At 74.0% G+C, this 17,658-nt stretch carries 14 protein-coding genes; 10 read left to right on the forward strand and 4 right to left on the reverse strand.

All coding sequences use genetic code 11. The annotated features are described in order from the left end of the window. The first annotated feature begins 3 nt into the window (after positions 1-3). From ACFTWP_RS23440 to ACFTWP_RS23455, 4 genes are all read left to right on the forward strand, one after another. The gene (locus tag ACFTWP_RS23440; RefSeq protein WP_380266633.1) at positions 4-1,485 is read left to right on the forward strand and encodes a condensation domain-containing protein; all 1,482 of its coding nucleotides are present in this window, start codon (positions 4-6) and stop codon (positions 1,483-1,485) included. A 595-nt stretch (positions 1,486-2,080) separates the two neighbouring features. Further along, the gene (locus ACFTWP_RS23445; RefSeq protein ID WP_380266634.1) at positions 2,081-2,842 is read left to right on the forward strand and encodes a VTT domain-containing protein; all 762 of its coding nucleotides are present in this window, start codon (positions 2,081-2,083) and stop codon (positions 2,840-2,842) included. Between the two features lie 134 nt (positions 2,843-2,976). Then, positions 2,977-3,645 (forward strand): O-methyltransferase, encoded by a 669-nt coding sequence (locus ACFTWP_RS23450; protein ID WP_380266635.1) that lies wholly within the window; start codon positions 2,977-2,979, stop codon positions 3,643-3,645. 19 nt (positions 3,646-3,664) lie between these two features. Continuing rightward, positions 3,665-4,564 carry a Gfo/Idh/MocA family protein gene (locus ACFTWP_RS23455; protein WP_380266636.1) on the forward strand — a complete coding sequence of 300 codons (900 nt, stop codon included), beginning with the start codon at positions 3,665-3,667 and terminating at the stop codon, positions 4,562-4,564. Positions 4,565-4,673: 109 nt separating this feature from the next. Here ACFTWP_RS23455 and ACFTWP_RS23460 read toward each other — a convergent pair whose 3' ends face one another. After that, positions 4,674-5,846, reverse strand: a complete 1,173-nt coding sequence (locus tag ACFTWP_RS23460) for a putative PEP-binding protein (protein ID WP_380266670.1) — start codon at positions 5,844-5,846, stop codon at positions 4,674-4,676. Positions 5,847-5,897: 51 nt separating this feature from the next. Then, positions 5,898-7,781, reverse strand: a complete 1,884-nt coding sequence (locus ACFTWP_RS23465; RefSeq protein WP_380266637.1) for an FAD/NAD(P)-binding protein — start codon at positions 7,779-7,781, stop codon at positions 5,898-5,900. Positions 7,782-8,205: 424 nt separating this feature from the next. Here ACFTWP_RS23465 and ACFTWP_RS23470 point away from each other — a divergent pair, with 424 nt between their 5' ends. The 5 genes from ACFTWP_RS23470 (at position 8,206) to ACFTWP_RS23490 (ending at position 14,550) form a co-directional block, all read left to right on the forward strand. Beyond that, positions 8,206-9,234, forward strand: coding sequence for a phosphotransferase family protein (locus tag ACFTWP_RS23470; protein ID WP_380266638.1), 1,029 nt, complete (start codon positions 8,206-8,208; stop codon positions 9,232-9,234). 1 nt (position 9,235) lies between these two features. Next, positions 9,236-10,459, forward strand: a complete 1,224-nt coding sequence (locus tag ACFTWP_RS23475) for an acyl-CoA dehydrogenase family protein (protein WP_380266639.1) — start codon at positions 9,236-9,238, stop codon at positions 10,457-10,459. Then, entirely contained in the window at positions 10,456-11,649 is a 1,194-nt protein-coding gene (locus ACFTWP_RS23480; protein ID WP_380266640.1) for an acyl-CoA dehydrogenase family protein, read from the forward strand. The genes ACFTWP_RS23475 and ACFTWP_RS23480 overlap by 4 nt, the downstream gene beginning before the upstream one ends. Beyond that, positions 11,646-12,794: an acyl-CoA dehydrogenase family protein gene (locus ACFTWP_RS23485; protein ID WP_380266641.1), complete on the forward strand. Its 1,149-nt coding sequence runs from the start codon at positions 11,646-11,648 to the stop codon at positions 12,792-12,794. Before ACFTWP_RS23480 ends, ACFTWP_RS23485 begins: the two co-directional genes overlap by 4 nt. A 94-nt stretch (positions 12,795-12,888) precedes the next feature. Beyond that, entirely contained in the window at positions 12,889-14,550 is a 1,662-nt protein-coding gene (locus ACFTWP_RS23490; protein ID WP_380266642.1) for a leucine-rich repeat domain-containing protein, read from the forward strand. A 15-nt stretch (positions 14,551-14,565) separates the two neighbouring features. On the opposite strand, the gene ACFTWP_RS23495 is transcribed toward ACFTWP_RS23490, so the two are convergent. Continuing rightward, positions 14,566-14,988: a winged helix-turn-helix transcriptional regulator gene (locus ACFTWP_RS23495; protein WP_380266643.1), complete on the reverse strand. Its 423-nt coding sequence runs from the start codon at positions 14,986-14,988 to the stop codon at positions 14,566-14,568. Positions 14,989-15,067: 79 nt separating this feature from the next. Between ACFTWP_RS23495 and ACFTWP_RS23500 the strand changes: the two genes are divergently transcribed. Beyond that, complete coding sequence (locus tag ACFTWP_RS23500; protein WP_380266644.1) at positions 15,068-15,943, forward strand: NAD(P)H-binding protein; 876 nt, start codon at positions 15,068-15,070, stop codon at positions 15,941-15,943. 38 nt (positions 15,944-15,981) lie between these two features. Here the strand turns inward: ACFTWP_RS23500 and ACFTWP_RS23505 are convergent, their stop codons facing one another. After that, entirely contained in the window at positions 15,982-17,556 is a 1,575-nt protein-coding gene (locus tag ACFTWP_RS23505) for an APC family permease (protein WP_380266645.1), read from the reverse strand. Between the last annotated feature and the right edge of the window lie 102 nt (positions 17,557-17,658).

Consider the following 17,658-nt stretch of genomic DNA (forward strand, 5'->3'; position numbering starts at 1 on the left):
GCCGTGCCTCCCGCACCCGCCACGACCGCCGGGCCGCCCGCGACCGAGGACTGGAAGCAGCTCGTCCGGCTGCTGGACGAACGGGAGATCGTCCTCTCCACCGAGGGCGACCGGCTGGAGTACCTCGCCCCGCCCGGGGCGATGGACGCCCACCTCGTCGCCCTGATCAAGGGGGAGCGGCAGCGGCTGCTCGCCGTCCTGACCGGTGACGGCGCGGCCGAGGCCGCCGCGCCGGCCGGCATCGCGCAGTCCCGGATGCACCGCAGCCACGGCCGGGTGTCCGACCCGAGCCTGTGGAACATCACCCAGCGGATCACCCTGCGCGGCCCGCTCGACCCCGACCGCCTGCAACGGGCCCTCACCGCCCTGACGGCCCGCCACCGCAGCCTGCGCACCCGCTACACGCCCACCGACCTCGGTCTGCTCCAGCAGGTGCTGCCCGCCCCCGACGCCCTGCCGCTGCCGGTCGCCGCGGTGGGCGACAGCGGGGAGGCGGTGGCCGCCGCCACCCGGGAGGAGACCGCCACCCCGTTCGACCTCGGCGCACCGCCCCTGCTGCGGGCCCGACTGCTGCAACTGGCCCCCGAGCATCACGTCCTCCTGTTGACGATCCATCACATCGTGCTGGACGGCTGGTCGCTGGCCACCCTGCTCGCGGACTTCGGCGCGCTGTACGGGAACCACCTGGCCGTGCTGCCCGAGCCGGGGTCGATGATCGAACACGCCTGCTGGGAGAGGACGGTGGTGACCCGCGAGGCGGTCCGCCGGGCCACCGCCCGCTTCGCCGAGCGCCTCGACGGGCTGCCGCTCACGGTGCCGTTGCCCACCGACCGCCCCCGCCCGGAGCGGCGTTCCGGACACGGCGGCGTGCAGCACTTCGCGCTGACGCCCGAACTCACCGCGGCGCTCAACCGTTGCGCGGCCCGCCGCTCGACCACCCCGGCGGCCGTGGTCCTGGCCGCCCTGGGCGATCTGCTGGGTGAACTCACCGGCGACGACGAGACCCTGGTGATGCTCTCGACCGCCAACCGGCGGCGCCGGGAGCACGAGCAACTGGTCGGGCTGCTGACCACCAACCTGCCGGTGCGGCTTCCCAACCGTGCGCCGGGCGGCTTCGCCGCTCTGATCGACCGGGCGGGTGAGGCCCTGGCGACCACGCTCGACCAGGCGGACGTCCCGTTCGGCCTGGTCACGGAGAACCTGCGGGCGCTGGGACTGGCCCTTCCCCCGTCCTTCCCCCAGCTGATGCTGGTCGTGCAGACCACCCCGGCGCCGGTCCTGGAGCTGACCGGCCTGGACGTGTCGGTCGAGGACGTCCCGGGCAGCAGCGCACGGTCGGACCTGCTGCTGATGCTCACCCCCGAGGGGGGCGGCCTGGCCGGCCTGGCCGAGTACGACGCCGACCTCTTCGACGAGGCCACCGTCCGCGGCTGGCTGGACCGCCTGGTGCGGCGGCTGGCCGAGCAGGTGCCGTTGCTGGCGTGACGCCCGCGAGGTCCGGCCCCGCCCCGGGGCCGAGACCTCGTCGGGGCCTCGTCAGGCGGCCGGCGGGTGCCGCCGTCGAGGCCGACGCGTGCACCGGCTCGCAGGGGCGCTGCTCGGTGCACTCCGGCTGCCCGCCACCGCGTCCACTGAGGGGTGGGCCTGCCCGTGATCCCGGCGCAGCTGCCGTCGGTGGTGGCGCCGAGGTCCGTCGGGCGCCGGCTCTGGGCCGGGCCGCGGGGCGGCGCGGCGCGGAGCAGGGGTCGTCCGGCGGCGGGAGCGGGGAACGCCCGGCGACCTGGGAGCGGAACCGCCCGCGGCCGGCGCAGGGACCGTCCCGCGGCCGGGCACGGAGTCGGTGGCCCAAGGAAAACCCAAGAGATCATCAAGGAACCGCCAAGCCGGTCGGTGTGTCCTCAGCCACGGGCGCTCTTCGGGGTATCGGCCTCCGGGGGATTAGGCTGCCCTTTCGGGGGACGCCACCCCGATCGACCCGCACCCGCCCCGCCCTGCTCCGCCCCGCCCTGACCCACTCTGACCCGCCGCAGTCTTGAGACGGCGAGATCTCGGTCTCGTCCTGCCACGGAGGTAACCGGCCTTGCACATCGACGCCTGGATCGAGAGCGTCCCACCTGGCTGGGTGTACGCCCTGATCGCGCTGATCATCGGCCTGGAGAGCCTCGGCATCCCGCTGCCGGGTGAGATCGCACTGGTCTCGGCGGCCCTGCTGGCCTCGCGCGGCGTGGTCAGCCCCTGGTGGATCGCGATCTGCGCGATCCTCGGCGCCATCATCGGGGACTCGATCGGCTACTCGATCGGGCGCCGGGGAGGCAAGCCGCTGTTCGAGAAGCTGGGCCGGAGGTTCCCCCGGCACTTCGGGCCGGAACATCTGGCGAGCGCCGAGCGGTCCTTCCAAAAGTGGGGCATGTGGGCGGTCTTCTTCGGCCGGTTCATCGCCCTGCTGCGGATCTTCGCCGGGCCGCTCGCGGGCGCGCTGCGGATGCCGTACTGGAAGTTCCTGATCGCCAACGTGCTGGGGGGCGTGGCCTGGGCCGGTGGCACCACGCTGCTCGTCTACCACGTCGGCAAGGTCGTCGAGCAGTGGCTGAAGGGCTTCTCCTGGGTCGGGCTGGTCCTCGCCGCGCTGGGCGGTGCGTTCTCCGCCTGGCTGCTGAAGCGCCGCGCCGGCAAGGCCAGGGCGGAGGCCGAGGCGCAGGGGCTGACCGGTGGGGCGCCGGAGTCCGCGGCGCCCGGTGCGCCCGGTGCGGACGAGCCCGTCGCCGTCCCGACCGGCCAGGAGGCCGCCGGCCCCGGGGCGCACGTGACGCCGACGCCTGCCGTGGCGCCCGCGGCGGACTGAACCGCGCTGACCCCGGAAGCGTCGACCCCGGAAGCGTCGACCCGGGCCGCGTCGACCCGGGCCGTGAGACCCGGCCGGCACGCGGTAGCATCGGCGGGAATCCCGGCGGTGACGAAGCGGCGTGTGGAGGCCCGGTGAGCCAGCAGCAGTGGGACGCGGTCGACGAGTACTTCTCCGAGACCCTGATCGGTCCCGATCCCGTCCTGGAGGCCGCCACGGCCGGCGCGGACGCGGCCGGGCTGCCGCAGATCGCGGTGGCGCCGAACCAGGGCAAGCTGCTGCACCTGCTGGCCCTCACCCAGGGCGCCCGCCGGATCCTGGAGGTCGGCACGCTCGGCGGCTACAGCGCGATCTGGCTGGGCCGTGCGCTGCCCGCCGACGGCACCCTGATCACGTTGGAGATCGACCCGAAGCACGCCGAGGTGGCCCGCGCCAACCTGGAGCGGGCCGGACTCGGCAAGATCGCCGAAGTCCGGCTGGGCCGGGCCGCGGACTCCCTCGCCGAGCTGGAGCGCGAGGGTGTGGAGCCCTTCGACCTGGTCTTCATCGACGCGGACAAGCCGAGCAACCCGGAGTACTTCGCCCGGGCGCTGCGGCTGACCCGGCCCGGCTCGTTGATCATCGTCGACAACGTGGTGCGCGGTGGGGCGGTCGCCGACGCGCGGAGCGCCGACCCGAGCGTGGTCGGCACCCGCCGCCTGCACGACCTGATCGCCGCCGAGCCCCGGGTCTCGGCGACCTCCGTCCAGACGGTCGGGGCGAAGGGCTACGACGGATTCGCGCTGGCCCGCGTACAGGGCTGAACCATCTGAGGAGCGAACGTTGCGGATCGGACTGCTTGGCACCGGGCCCTGGGCGGAGCGCGTGCACGCGCCGGTGCTCGCGGAGCACCCGGGGATCGAGTTCACCGGAGTGTGGGGGCGCCGGCCGGAGGCGGCCGAGGCGCTGGCCGACACCCACGGCGTCCGCGCCTACGGGGAGCTGGACCACCTCCTGGCGGACGTGGACGCGGTCTCCATCGCGCTGCCGCCCGGCGTGCAGCCCGACCTCGCGGTGCGCGCGGCCGAGGCCGGCTGCCACCTGCTGCTGGACAAGCCGGTCGCGCTGACGGTGCCCGACGCCCGACGGCTCGCCGACGCGACCGTGCGCCACCGGGTCGCCTCGGTGGTGTTCTTCACCGTCCGGTTCGGCGGCGAGCAGGCGCCCTGGCTGGAGAAGCAGGCGGCGGTCGGCGGCTGGTTCACCGCCCGCTCGGACTGGCTGGGCTCGGTCTTCGCCCCCGGCAGCAGCAGCCCGTACGCGGCCTCGCCCTGGCGGGAGGAGAAGGGGGCGCTCTGGGACGTCGGCCCGCACGCGCTGTCCGTCCTGCTGCCGGTGCTCGGCGACGCCACCCGGGTGACGGCCGCCGCCGGCCCCCGCGACACCGTGCACCTGGTGCTGCGGCACGAGGGCGGCGCCTCCAGCACCCTGGCGCTGAGCCTGACCGCCCCCGTCGAGGCCGGCGGTACCAGCCTGGAACTGCGCGGCAGCGCGGGCGTGGCGCACCTGCCCGAGCGCGGCGAGGGCCCGATCCGGGCCCTGCACCGCGCGGTGGACGCGCTGCTCGACTCGGCCCGCACCGGCGAGCCGCACGCCTGCGACGCGGCCTTCGGCCTGCGGGTGGTGGAGATCCTGGCCGGGGCCGAGCGGTCCCTGGCGAACGGCGGACCGGTGGACGTCTAGGGCCCGCCGGACGGACCCGGGGGGCGCGGCCGGCCCGGCCCGGCCCGTGCCGCTCGGCCGGGCCCGGCCGCCGCGGATCCGCCGCGGCCGGGCGCCCGTTCCCGCCGGCTCAGGGCTGTGATCCGAGGATCACCTCCCGGAGTTCGGCGGTGCACATCATGTAGCCGGCCGGGGTCGGCACGTGCGCCAGGTAGTGGGCGAGGTCCGCGCCGAGGGCGAACACCCGCACCGGGGTGCCGGTGGCGCGCCCGGACTCCACCACCGTGCGCAGCCCGTCCATGACGGCCGGGTGCCGGGTCTGGTAGGACTCGGCCACCAGGTGGTTGCCCCGGTCCGCGGCCAGGTAGAACTGCACCAGGTCCTTCACCCCGACGAACAGTTCGCTGGCGCCCGCGGCGCAGATCGCCGGGGAGGCGTGCACCGCCGCGGGGGTCTCGACGAAGGCGGACAGCGGCACCTCGGCCGGCAGCTCCAGGTGCGCCCTGAGCTGGGCGAACTCCTCGGCGTCGTTGACGAACGGGACGGAGAGGTGCACCCGGCCGGCCTCCTCGCCGAGCCGCTCGCGCAGGGAGCGCAGGACGGCGTGCAGCGCGTCCCGGTAGGCCGCCGAACCCAGCAGCCAGCGGGCGCCGTGCAGGCCCAGCTCGGGGTTCGGTTCGATGGCCACCGGCGCCTGCTCGGTGACGCCGGCGGCGTGGTCGGAGCGGAGGTCGAGCATCCGCAGGACCAGCCGCTGATCGGGCAGCAGTGCCTCGACGAAGGTGCACAGCCGGTCCGCGACCGCCTCGCCGTAGGCCGCGACGGCCGCGGGGCCGCCGCTCAGGGCGTCGAGCGGGCGCAGGCCCGCCGCCAGACAGAGGAACTCCTCCCGGATGAAGAAGGACTCGACCCGTTTCGCGTTCGGCCCGCAGGAGTTGATCGTCCGGATGTCCTGCAGGTCCGCGATGACGGCACAGGCCGAACCGAGGTCGTCCAGCGAGGGACTCCCGGCCTCCCGGCCGGGCGCCCCGGTTCCGGTGTCCGGCCCGAGGACGATCGACTGGCTCTCCAGGTGCAGGGTGATCTCGCCGACCAGGTCGGCGAGATCGGCCTGGTCGACGCGGAGCACGGGAATCCCCCGGCCGCGGCAGAGCGACTGCATGTGGCCGGTCAGCCCACCGGAACCGCAGACGACGGCACTCGACGCCACGATCGCCTCGTACAGGCCGGCTTCGAGTGAGGGGGCGACGAGGATGGATCCCTCAAGTGGACTTCTTGTGCGGTTACAGGTGCCCCGCAACACGCTCTGTGTACCACCGGTCAAAAGGGATCCCTGAATCCGTCGCCCGTTCACCTAGTCCTCCAGATCCTCGGCGTTCGCTATTCCCAGGCTCCGGCGCAGCTGCCGTGGTGTGACGGTGACGTCGGTGAGCCGCTCGACGGCGACCCGGTTGACCACCGCCCTCAGCAGGCGTGCGCGCCGGGAATCATCCTCGGGGAGGGTCGGAAGTTCGCCCACGGACCGAATGCAGGCGTCCAGTCGTGAATCCAGCAGTTCGCGCTCACTTCGGGCTCGTGTGGCCATCCTTCTCACCTCCAGGGTCACAGCCTCTTCGAATCCGGCGCGGGTCGCTTCCTCGATATTGCTGACATGTCCACCGTATCGAGCCATGTTTTGAGCCAACTCGTCTTCGTGCAGTTCCAGTTGCTCGATCGCGCGGGCGGCGACCGCGATCGAGTGGTTCTTGATGGCGGCGAGGTTGAAGGTGAACGCGCCGGTGCGGCCGTTGCGTACGATCTCGTCGCCCTCCCGCAGGACGCCGACCGCGGAGACCGGGCCGGCGGGCTGCCCGTCGGCGCCCAGCAGCGCCCCCCGTTCGTCGACCTCCAGGCCGCGCCCGGTGCGCGCGTGCGGCACCGCGATCCCCCGGGTGAGGAGGTTGCGCCAGAGCGGTTGCCCGACTCTGCTGTAGTCCGACTCCCGGCCGAAGTTGGACACCACCAGGTCGGCCTCGATGGCGTGGTTCTCCTCCGGGGCCGCGACCGAGACGACCAGCCGCCCGGACTCCGTCGGCGTGATCTCCTCCACCTTGCCGACGACCAGCTTCACGGGCCCGTCCACCGGGTGCATCGCGCGCTCGATGACCGCCATCGTGTACTCCACCGCGCCGACCCGGAAGGCCGCCAGGGCGGTGCCGAACTCGTCCAGCAGGCGCCGCAGTTCCGCGGAGGGAATCTGCTCGATGGCCTTCGGGAGGTGTGGCTCCCACGCCTTGGTCACCCGCTCCGCGACCACCACCGGATCGATGTCCGGGTGCTCGCGCGTGACCGTCGAGCACGCGTCCTCCCACTCGGCGCGGACCCGGGCGATGAACTCCTCGCGGTTCCGGTACGGCTCCAGCAGTGTTTTCGGACACGGCAGTTGGACGACCCCGTGCTCGTGGCCGCCGGGGTACGTCCGGAACATCGTCCCGGTCCGGGAGATCAGGTGGATCCGTCCGGTGTGGCCCCGGCGCAGCAGGAGGCCGGCCGAGTCGTACGCGCTCAGTACGGAACCGACGATCGCCACCGTCGCCTCCGGCGGGAGCGCAACCAGCTTCTCGACGCCGGCCGCGGAGTACGGGTTGCGCACGAAGGACGCGTGCGCGCCCACCGCCGTGGCGAACGGCGGGTCCCGGAGTTCGAGGCCGGTCGCCAGGATCACGTGGTCGGCCCGCAGGGCGGTCGGCCCCTCGCCCGGCCCGGCCCCGAGCCCGCTCGCGGACAGCCGGAGCACCGTCACCTCGACCCCCGCGGCGGACACCGCGAGGTCCACCGCCTCGCCGTCCGCCTCGACCAGCACCACGCCGGGCGCCGCCTCCCGGCGGGCCTCGGCCAGCCGGTCGACCAGGTAGTCCTGGAAGATCCGGCGGGGCGCCGGGCCCTGCTCGACGAACTCGAACCCGGCCCAGGGCGCCGGCCAGTCGCGGCGGTCGGCCTCCCGGTTGGCCCAGCGGACGAAGTCGAGGACGTCCTCCCGGAACGCCGACATCCGGCCCGCCTGGATGTTGAACACGTGGTCCCAGGGGTTGCCCTCCCGGTGGTAGGCGACCCCGGCGTACCGGTAGTCGGGGCGCCGTTCGAGGAGGACGACCTCCAGCGGGTCGCGCGCGAAGCGGAGCAGTCGAATCGCCGTGGCGGTGCCGGCCAGGCCCGCCCCGACTACGAGTACTCGTGGACACGTGCCTGTTCGACTCATGTGAAGCCTCCCCGTTGGGTGATGGGAACCCGGCTTGTGTGCTCTCACCCCGTGCGCAAGGGCTGCTGGCGGGAGTGTCGGCTCGAAGGACGACGTGCTGCCGGTGCCGGCCGCCGGACCCCTCCCCGAGGCCGGGCGCCGGCAGTGCGGACGCGGACCGTCCGTGCAGGACCGTCCGTGCACCAGGCTAGGGGTACCGCCGGTGACTTTCGGTCGTCTTTCGCCGGGTGGCCGGTTCTGGCCGTGCCCTGCGGTGCGCCGGGCGCCCGTGCGCGTGCGGCGGGTGGACGGCGGGCCCGGCCGCGGCGCACCGAGGCCGGCCAGGGCGTTGACAGGCGCCCGCTTCGGCTGAATGCTAAGCAAGCGCTTAGTCACCCGGTGGGGCCTCCGCCGGGCGGAACACCGAACGCTTGGGAGCGAGCCGATGTCCGACACCCCCGCCGACCCGCCCGGCCTGGACCTGGTGCGGCTGCGCGCCCGCCTGGACGCCGAGCTGCCGGGGGCCGTCCGGGGCCCGCTGCGGGCCGAGCTGATCGAGGGCGGCCGCTCCAACCTGACCTACGTCCTCTCCGACGGCCGCTCGACCTGGGTGCTGCGCCGGCCGCCGCTCGGCCACGTCCTGGCCACCGCCCACGACATGGGCCGCGAGTACCGGGTGATGACGGCGCTCCGCGGCACCCCGGTACCCGTGCCGGACACCCTGCTGCTGGTCGAGGACACCGAGGTGACCGGGTCGGCCTGGTACCTGATGTCCTACGTACCCGGCGTGGCCCACCGTGACGCCGCCGCGCTCACCGCACTCGGGCCGCAGCGCGTCCGGGCCCTCGGTCTCGACCTGGCCGGGACTCTCGTCCGGCTGCACGCCATCGACCCGGCCGCCGTCGGACTCGCCGACTTCGGCCGCCCGGAGGGCTTCCTGGCCCGGCAGCTGCGCCGCTGGAGCACCCAGCTGGCCGCCTCGCGCAGTCGCGAGCTGCCGGGGATCGACGACCTGCACGCACGGCTCACCGAGCGACTGCCGGACTCCCCGCCGCCCACCCTGGTGCACGGCGACTACCGGCTGGACAACGTCCTGGTCGACGGGACGGACCGGATCACGGCCGTGCTCGACTGGGAGATGTCCACCCTCGGCGATCCGCTCACCGACCTCGGCCTGCTGGTGATGTACACCGAACTCGCCGGCGCCGGCGGCGGGATCATCCCGGCCGCCGCCACCGCACCCGGCTACCCGACCGCCGCGGAACTCGTCGCCCACTACGCCGCGCACTCCGGCCGGGACGTCACCGCGCTCGGCTGGTACGTCGCCTTCGCCTCGTTCAAGCTCGCCGTGGTCGCCGAAGGCATCCACTACCGCTACCAGCAGGGCAAGACCCTCGGCGCCGGCTTCGAGCGCGCCGGTGAGATGGGCCCGATCCTGGTGGACCACGGCCTCGCGGCCCTCAAGGAGCACTGACATGGACTTCTCGTACGACGCCCGGACCCTGGAGCTGCGGGAGCGGCTGCTCGCCTTCATGGACGAGCACGTCTACCCGGCCGAAGCCGTCCTGGAGGAGCAACTCGCCGACCCCGCGAGGGAGTACTGGGACATCCCGCCGGTGGTCGCCGAACTCCAGGCGCAGGCGCGGCGGCTGGGGCTGTGGAACCTCTTCCTCCCCGGGGAGGGCGGGGCCGGCCTGACCAACCTGCAGTACGCGCCGCTGGCCGAGATCACCGGCCGCAGCCCGCACCTCGCCCCGGCCGCGCTCAACTGCGCCGCGCCCGACACCGGCAACATGGAGCTGCTGGCCCAGTTCGCCGACGCCGACCAGCGCAAGCAGTGGCTGGAGCCGCTGCTGAACGCCGAGATCCGCTCCGCCTTCGCGATGACCGAGCCCGAGGTGGCCTCCTCGGACGCCTCCAACATCGCCACCCGGATCGAGCGCGACGGCGACGAGTACGTGGTCAACGGCCGCAAGTGGTACATCACCGGGGCGATGAACCCGGCCTGCAGGATCTTCATCGTGATGGGCAAGACCGACCCGACCGCCGAGCCGCACCGGCAGCAGAGCATGATCCTGGTGCCCCGCGACACCCCCGGCGTCACCGTGAAGCGCGGCATGCGGGTGTTCGGCTACGACGACGCGGACCACGGCGGCCACGCCGAGATCCTCTTCGAGGACGTCCGGGTCCCGGCCGGCAACCTGATCGGCGAGGAGGGCTCCGGCTTCGCCATCGCGCAGGCCCGGCTCGGCCCCGGCCGGATCCACCACTGCATGCGCGCGATCGGGATCGCCGAGCGCGCCCTGGAGCTGATGTGCCGCCGCACCCTGGAGCGGGTCGCCTTCGGGCGCCCGCTGGCCGAACAGGGCGTGGTCCAGGACTGGATCGCGGAGTCCCGGGTGCGGATCGAGCAGTCCCGGCTGCTGGTGCTGAAGACCGCCTGGCTGATGGACACCGTCGGCAACCGCGGCGCCCACACCGAGATCCAGGCCATCAAGATCTCCACCCCCCTCACGGTGGAGTGGATCCTCGACAAGGCCGTCCAGGCGCACGGCGCGGCCGGCGTCAGCCAGGACACCCCGCTGGCCCAGCTCTGGGCCGGCAACCGCACCCTGCGGCTGGCCGACGGCCCGGACGAGGTGCACAAGCGCTCGCTGGCCCGACGCGAGCTGAAGCGCCACCGGGAGGCCGGACGATGACCACCGCCGAAGAACTCCTCGGGCGCACCGCCGAGTTGCTGGCGGCCCACGACCCGGCCACGACCCGGCCACTGGACTTCCTGCGGGCCCGCTTCGACGCCGGCCTGGCCTGGGTGCACTTCCCGCCCGGCCTCGGCGGCCTCGGCGCGCCCCGGGCCCTCCAGGCCGTGGTCGACGCCGAACTCGCCGCCGCCGGCGCCCCCGACAACGACCCCCGGCGGATCGGCATCGGCCTGGGCATGGCCGCCCCCACCATCCTGCGCTACGGCACCGAGGAGCAGAAGCAGCGCTTCCTGCGCCCGCTGTGGACCGGCGAGGAGGTCTGGTGCCAGCTCTTCAGCGAGCCCGGAGCCGGCTCCGACCTGGCCGCGCTCGCCACCCGCGCGGTCCGCGCGGGCGACGACCCCGACGCCGACTGGACGGTGGACGGCCAGAAGGTGTGGACCTCCAGCGCCCACCTCGCCCGCTGGGCCATCCTGCTCGCCCGCACCGACCCGGACGTCCCCAAGCACCAGGGCATCAGCTACTTCGTCTGTGACATGACGGACCCGGGCGTGGACGTCCGCCCGCTGCGCCAACTCACCGGCGAGGCCGAGTTCAACGAGGTCTTCCTGACCGGCGTGCGGATCCCCGACGCGAACCGGCTCGGTGAGGTGGGCGAGGGCTGGCGGATCGCCCAGACCACCCTCAACAACGAGCGGGTGGCGATCGGCGGCCAGCGCACCCCGCGCGAGGGCGGCCAGATCGGCATCCTCGCCGAGACCTGGCGGCAGCGGCCCGAGTTGCGCACCCACGAGCTGCACCAGCGGCTGCTCAGGGGCTGGGTGGACGCCGAGGTGCTGCGGCTCACCGCCGAGCGGCTGCGCCAGCAGCTCGCGGTCGGCCAGCCGGGCCCCGAGGGCGCCGCCGCCAAGCTCGCCTTCGCCCGCCTCGCCCAGGAACTCACCGGACTCGAAGTCGAGTTGCTCGGCGAGGAGGGGCTCGGCTACGGCGACTGGGAGATGACGCGGCCCGAACTGGTCGACTTCACCGGCCGCGACGCCGGCTACCGCTACCTGCGCGCCAAGGGCAACTCGATCGAGGGCGGCAGCTCCGAGATCCTGCGCAACATCATCGCCGAACGCGTGCTCGGCCTGCCCGCCGAGCCCCGCTCGGACAAGGACGTGCCCTGGAAGGAGTCGTCCCGATGACCGAACTCGACCTGCTGTACTCGGAGGTGGAGGAGGACCTGGCCTCCGCCGTCCGTGCGGTCCTCGCCGACCGCTGCCCGCCGCAGGCCGTGCTGGCCCGCTGCGAGGGGCCCGAGCCGTACGACGCCGGACTCTGGCGGGTGCTGGCCCGGGAGGTCGGCGTGGCCGCCCTCGCGGTGCCGGAGGCGCTCGGCGGAGCCGGGGCCTCGTGGCGGGAGGCCGCCGTGGTGATGGAGGAGGCGGGCCGCGCCTGCGCGCCCGTTCCGTTCCTCGGCAGTGCGGTGCTGGCCACCTCGGTCCTGCTCGACGCCCGTGACCGCGGGGCGGACGAACTGGCCGCGCTGGCCGCCGGCGAGCGCAGCGCGACCCTGGCCGTGCCGCTCTCCACCGCTCCCGACGCGCCCTTCCCCTCCGGGGTACGGGCCACCGGGGAGGGGGAGTTGACCGGGAGCGTCCGCTCGGTGGCCGACGCGCTCACCGCCGACCTGCTGATCGTCCCCGCGGACGGCCCGGACGGGCCCGGCCTGTACGCGGTGGAGGCCGCCGCCGCCACGGTGGCCGCCCGCGGCTCGCTGGACCTCACCCGCCCACTCGCCGACCTCGAACTGACCGGCGCGCCGGGCCGGTTGCTGATCGGACCGGACCAGGCCGACGCGGTGCTCTTCGACGCCCTGCTGACCGGCGCCGGGCTGCTGGCCTCCGAGCAGCTCGGGGTCGCCGAGTGGTGCCTGACCACCACCGTGGCGTACCTGCGGGAGCGCCGCCAGTTCGGCCGGGTGGTCGGCTCGTTCCAGGCGCTCAAGCACCGGCTGGCCGACCTCTGGCTGGACGTCGCGGGCGCCCGCGCCGCCGCCCGGGCGGCGGCCGACGCCCTGGCCGCCGGCAGTGCGGACGCCGCGGTCCTGGTCGCGGTGGCCGCCTCGCACTGCGGGTCGGTGGCCGTCCGGGCGGCGGAGGAGGCGGTGCAGCTGCACGGCGGGATCGGGATGACCTGGGAGCACCCCGTCCACCTCTACCTCAAGCGCGCCAAGGCGGACCAGCTGGCCCTCGGCACCCCCGGCCGCCACCGGGCGACCCTGGCCACTCTGGCCGCCCTGCCGGCCCCGGGAGGAGCGGGCCGGCTGCCGCGCGTGCCGCACACCTGAGCGGGCCGGGGCCCGCACGCCGAACCCGGCCCCGCCGCAGACCGCGAGGGCCGGGGCGGAACCGGGCGGGCCCCGGCGCCTACCATGGCGGACCATGAGCACAGTGACCCCGCCGGCGGCCTACCGCGTCATCACCCCGGAAGAGGCCGAACGTCACTTCGACGTCTCCGAGGAGGTCGAGTACCCCTACCGGGAGTTCGCCGCCGAGCAGGAGATCCGGCTCTACCCGGCGGGCCTGGCCGTCGACGGGGACTGGGAGCCGGAGCCCGACGGTGACCAGGTGCCCTACAACGTGATCGTGGACGGTGACCTGACGGTCGACGGCGACCTCGACTGGTGGGACTCCGCCGGCGGGAACTTCCTGCTGGTCACCGGCGACCTGCGGGCCCGCAACCTGCTGCTGTCCGGCTGCCCGAACGTGGTCGTCCGGGGCGACCTCGACGTCCGCGGCGGCATCCAGGGCAGCTACGGCGACGACGGCGGCTACCTGACCGTCGGCGGACGCACCCGGGCGAGCGTGGTCGTCAACACCCTCTACTTCCGGATGTACTTCGCCCACCCGCCGCAGGCGCTGCTGATCGGTGACTCCCACCGCACCGACTGCCCGGTGGACTTCACCGACGACGAGCTGGACGACATCCTGCGCCCGGAGCTGCTGGGCGCCGACGGCACCGCCGACCTGCGCGCCGTAACGGCAGCGCTGCGCGCGGGGCTCCCGCTCCTGCGACCGGAGGTCCGCCCCGCGCACGAGGTGGCGCTCGACCAGCTCCGGGCGCTGCTCCCACGCGCGGCGGAGGTCACCGAACTGGACCTCTCCGAAGCGAAGTTGCGGGCACTGCCGGAGGAGCTCTTCGCCTTCACCGCCCTGCGCCGGCTCTCCCTCGCGGGCAACGCCGACCTGACGGAGCTGGACGCCAGGCTCGGCACGCTGACCGCCCTGGAGGAACTGGACCTCGCCGGTCTGGAACTGGCCACCCTGCCCGCGGAGATCGGCGACCTGCACCGGCTGCGGGTCCTGGACGTCTCGGGCAACGCCTTCGAGGCGCTGCCCGACCGGATCGGTGAGCTCACCCGGCTGGAGACCCTGCGCGCGAGCGGCCTGACCTGCCCCGTACCGGACGCCGTGGGCCGGCTCACCGCGCTGCGCACCCTGGGCCTGTCCGGGCTCCAACCGGGCGCGTACCACGACCGGGTACGGTTCCCGCGCGCGGTGACGGCACTGACCGGCCTGCGCTCGCTGCGCCTCGCCCGCATCTGGCTCGACGAGCTCCCGGACGAACTGCTGGGCCTCGCCGAGTTGGAGGAGCTGGACCTGCGCGGCTCGCTCAGCGCCGACCTGCCCCGACTGCCCGACCTGGCCCGACTGGAGCACCTGCGGGTCCTGCGGCTGAGCGGCCACACGCCGTGGGCCTTCCAGCCCGAGCCGCCGCCCGAACTGCTGGACGGGATCTGGGAGATCACCACCCTGGAGCACCTGGAGATCGACCGCTGGGGTGCCAGGAGCAGCGGCGGCGAGGTCACCCGTCCGGCCCTCGGCCCGCTGCCGGAGCACGCCTTCGACCGGATGCCGGGCCTGCGGAGCCTGGACCTGTCCTTCAACGACCTGACCGCGCTGCCCGGTTCGCTGTTCCGGCTGCCCCGGCTGGAGGCACTCGACCTCACCCACACCCCGCTCGCCGCCCCGGTCACCGAACGCCTGCGGGCGGTCTTCCCGGACCTGCGACCGGACCTGCGACCGGCCCCGACGGGTTCCTGACGGCGGGCCGGGGGTTCAGCGGATGCCGGAGTCCGGATGCAGCGCGTCCCACTGCCGTCGGGACTCGGCGATCCCGGCCCGATGGTCGGCCGACCAGTCGGCCAGCGCGCGGACGAGGTGGGTGAGGCTCTGCCCCGTCTCGGTCAACTCGTAGTCGACCTGCGGCGGGACGGTGGCGTGCACGGTCCTGGTGACCAGGCCGTCGCGCTCCAGCCGGCGGACGGTGAGGGTCAGCATCCGCTGCGAGATGCCGTGCACCGCCCGCTGGAGCTCCCTGAACCGCCGTACCCCCTGGGCGAGTTCGACCACCACCAGGACGGACCACTTGTCGCCGATCCGGTCCAGGACCTCGCGGATGCCGCAGTCGTCCTGGTAGCCGTCGGCTCCGCAGGCCTCCACCACGGGCGCGGTGGTTACCGCCGTGTGCCCCACTGACATCGAAGTGCCTCCTTATGCAGGCGGCCCAGGTTACCGAGGATGGTGCCGGTTACCACACAGAACCACCTCGGAGGACCTCATGCTTCTTGTCACCGGCGCCACCGGCGGCCTCGGCAGTCTCGTGCTCGACCGGCTCGCCGGTCGTGCGGACCTGGTCGCGGGCACCCGTGACCTCGCCCGGGCGCGGCCCGGCGTCCCCGCCCGGCGCGTCGACTTCGACGATCCCGCCGCCCTGCCCGAGGCCTTCGCCGGGGTCGACACCCTGCTGTTCGTCTCCGCCGGCTACGGCGAGGACGACGTGGTGATCGCCCGGCACGACGCGGCGGTCTCGGCGGCGGAGCAGGCGGGCGTGCGGCACCTCGTCTACACCAGCCTGACCGCGGCCGGCGACCACCTGCCCTACGCGGCGCCCCACCGCTGGACCGAACGCCGGCTGCGGGACTCCTCCGTCGACTGGACGGTGCTGCGCAACGGCCTGTACGCCGAACTGCTCGGCCTGCTGGCGGCCCCGGACCCGGACGGCCGGATCACGGCGCCGCTCGGCGCCGGCCGGCTGGCCGCGGTCGCTCGGGAGGACCTCGCGGACGTCGCGGCGAGGGTGCTGACCGAGGTCTCCGCCGGCGCCACCGACCACCGCGGCCGGACCTACGAGCTGGTGGGGGAGCGGGCCGTCGGCGGTGCGGACGTCGCCCGCGCGCTGTCGGGGCCCGGGCGGCCCGCCGTCCGCTACGAGCCGGGCACCCTGGCCGGGGCACGGGCCGCGGTGGCCGCGTCCGGGGCGCAGCCGTTCCAGGTGCCGATGCTGGTCGGCACCCTCTCCGCGGTGGCCGCCGGCTTCCTGGACGGCACGGGCGGCGACCTGGGGGCGCTCCTCGGCCGCCCGTCCCGTCCGGCCCTGGACGTGATCGCCGGGGCGGCGGACGCGCAGTCACCGGCGGCGCGCCCCCGGGGGTAGCCCGCCCGGAGCCGACGTCCCCGGGCGGGCCCGTGCTGTCAGGACTTCGGCGCGGTCTGCGGGTCGGCGGCGCTCACGGGCACGTCGGGGTGCCGGAACCAGGAGCCCTGGACGGCCCACTGGATCAGCATCAGGACGACACCGATCAGCAGGGCGCCGATGCCGATGACCGTCACCCCGCCGGTCTCGCCGAACAGCGGCAGGTCGACCGAGGTGGAGCCGTAGTCCGGCTGGGCGTAGACGTCGAAGGCCGCGTAGCAGAAGAAGTACAGCAGCATCAGGCCGCCGAGCACCGGCAGCACGCCCTTGAAGACGAAGTCCTTGGCGCTGCGGGTGAGGACCCGGCGGTAGTACCAGACGCAGGCGAACCCGGTGAGGCCGTAGTAGAAGGCGATGCCGAGGCCCACCGAGGCGATCGAGTCGGCCAGCACGTTGTCGCTGATCGAGGTGAGCAGCACGTAGAAGGCGATGGAGGCGATGCCCATGCCGATCGTCGACCAGGTCGGGGTGAGGTGGCGGGGGTGCACCCGGGCGAACTGCGACGGGATGGCCTTGTGGGCGGCCATCGAGAAGGTGGTGCGGGCGGTCGGCAGGATGGTGGTCTGGGTGGAGGCGGCCGAGGAGGTGAGCACCATGAAGATCAGCAGTTTGGTGAGGAACCAGCCGAAGCCCTGGTCGCCGAAGACCGCCCCGCCGAGGCTGGAGAGCACGTCGTCGGAGTTGTCGGGGTTGCCGAGTCCGACGCCCTCGGTGCCGATGCCCGCGAAGGCCTGCGAGGAGGTGGTGACCAGGGCGTAGATGGCCAGCAGCAGGACGGTCGAGATGACGGCGGCGCGCCCGGGGGTGCGGGCGCTGTCGGCCGTCTCCTCGTTGACCGACACGGCGGTGTCCCAGCCCCAGTAGATGAAGACCGCGGCGAGGATGCCTGAGGTCAGGGCACTGGAGGAGGCGACCTCGAAGGGGTTGAACCAGGAGGCGGAGACGTGGATCGCCGTCTCGGGCGGGTTCGAGCCGTAGGCCTTGACCAGGGCGGTGACCGAGAGCAGCACCAGCATGACCACCTCGATGGTCAGCAGCCAGCGCTGCAGGGCGGCGGAGATCTCGATGCCGATGTAGCAGATCCAGGTCATCACGATGATCCAGACCACTCCGGCCACCGTCGTCCAGACGGTGTTCGTGGCCAGCGAGTCCAGCCCGAACAGCCGGAACCCGTAGACGCCGGCGATCTGGGCCAGGTTGGCCATCACGATCACGTCCGCGACCACGATGCCCCAGCCGCCGAGCCATCCGGTGCGCGGGCCGAAGGCGCGCGCGGCCCAGGTGAAGGTGGTGCCGCAGTCGGGGTCGGAGGCGTTGAGCTCCTTGTAGGCGTAGGCGATCAGCAGCATCGGGATGAAGGCGAGGATGGTGATGATCGGCGCCTGCAGGCCGACGCCGGCCACGATGATGCCGAGGGTGGCGGCCAGGCTGTAGGCGGGCGCGGTGGAGGCGAGGCCGATCGCCACCGAGGACACCAGGCCGAGTGCGCCGTTCTTGAGTCCCTTCTCACCGGAACCGGAGCCGGTGACCAGGGGCGCCGCGGGCGGATTGGGCCGGCCGGCGGGAGTGGACACTGGTCCCACCCTCTTCCTCGTCGGGTACTGGGGACGGCCTGCCGCGGGGCGGCCGGCGCGCTGCGCCGGGCCGGGTCCGCGCCCGGCTCCGGTCGCCGGTGG

It is taken from the genome of Kitasatospora sp. NPDC057015, from assembly GCF_042673745.1.
In the GTDB taxonomy this organism is placed as follows: Bacteria; Actinomycetota; Actinomycetes; order Streptomycetales; family Streptomycetaceae; genus Kitasatospora.

What these genes read in the sequence shown, in the direction of transcription:
- ACFTWP_RS23490 (WP_380266642.1), top strand. Translation starts at nt 12,889, where the DNA reads ATGAGCACAGTGACCCCGCCGGCGGCCTACCGCGTCATCACCCCGGAA.
- ACFTWP_RS23475 (WP_380266639.1), top strand. Translation starts at nt 9,236, where the DNA reads ATGGACTTCTCGTACGACGCCCGGACCCTGGAGCTGCGGGAGCGGCTG.
- ACFTWP_RS23465 (WP_380266637.1), bottom strand. Translation starts at nt 7,781, where the DNA reads ATGAGTCGAACAGGCACGTGTCCACGAGTACTCGTAGTCGGGGCGGGC.
- ACFTWP_RS23480 (WP_380266640.1), top strand. Translation starts at nt 10,456, where the DNA reads ATGACCACCGCCGAAGAACTCCTCGGGCGCACCGCCGAGTTGCTGGCG.
- ACFTWP_RS23485 (WP_380266641.1), top strand. Translation starts at nt 11,646, where the DNA reads ATGACCGAACTCGACCTGCTGTACTCGGAGGTGGAGGAGGACCTGGCC.
- ACFTWP_RS23470 (WP_380266638.1), top strand. Translation starts at nt 8,206, where the DNA reads ATGTCCGACACCCCCGCCGACCCGCCCGGCCTGGACCTGGTGCGGCTG.
- ACFTWP_RS23500 (WP_380266644.1), top strand. Translation starts at nt 15,068, where the DNA reads ATGCTTCTTGTCACCGGCGCCACCGGCGGCCTCGGCAGTCTCGTGCTC.
- ACFTWP_RS23495 (WP_380266643.1), bottom strand. Translation starts at nt 14,988, where the DNA reads ATGTCAGTGGGGCACACGGCGGTAACCACCGCGCCCGTGGTGGAGGCC.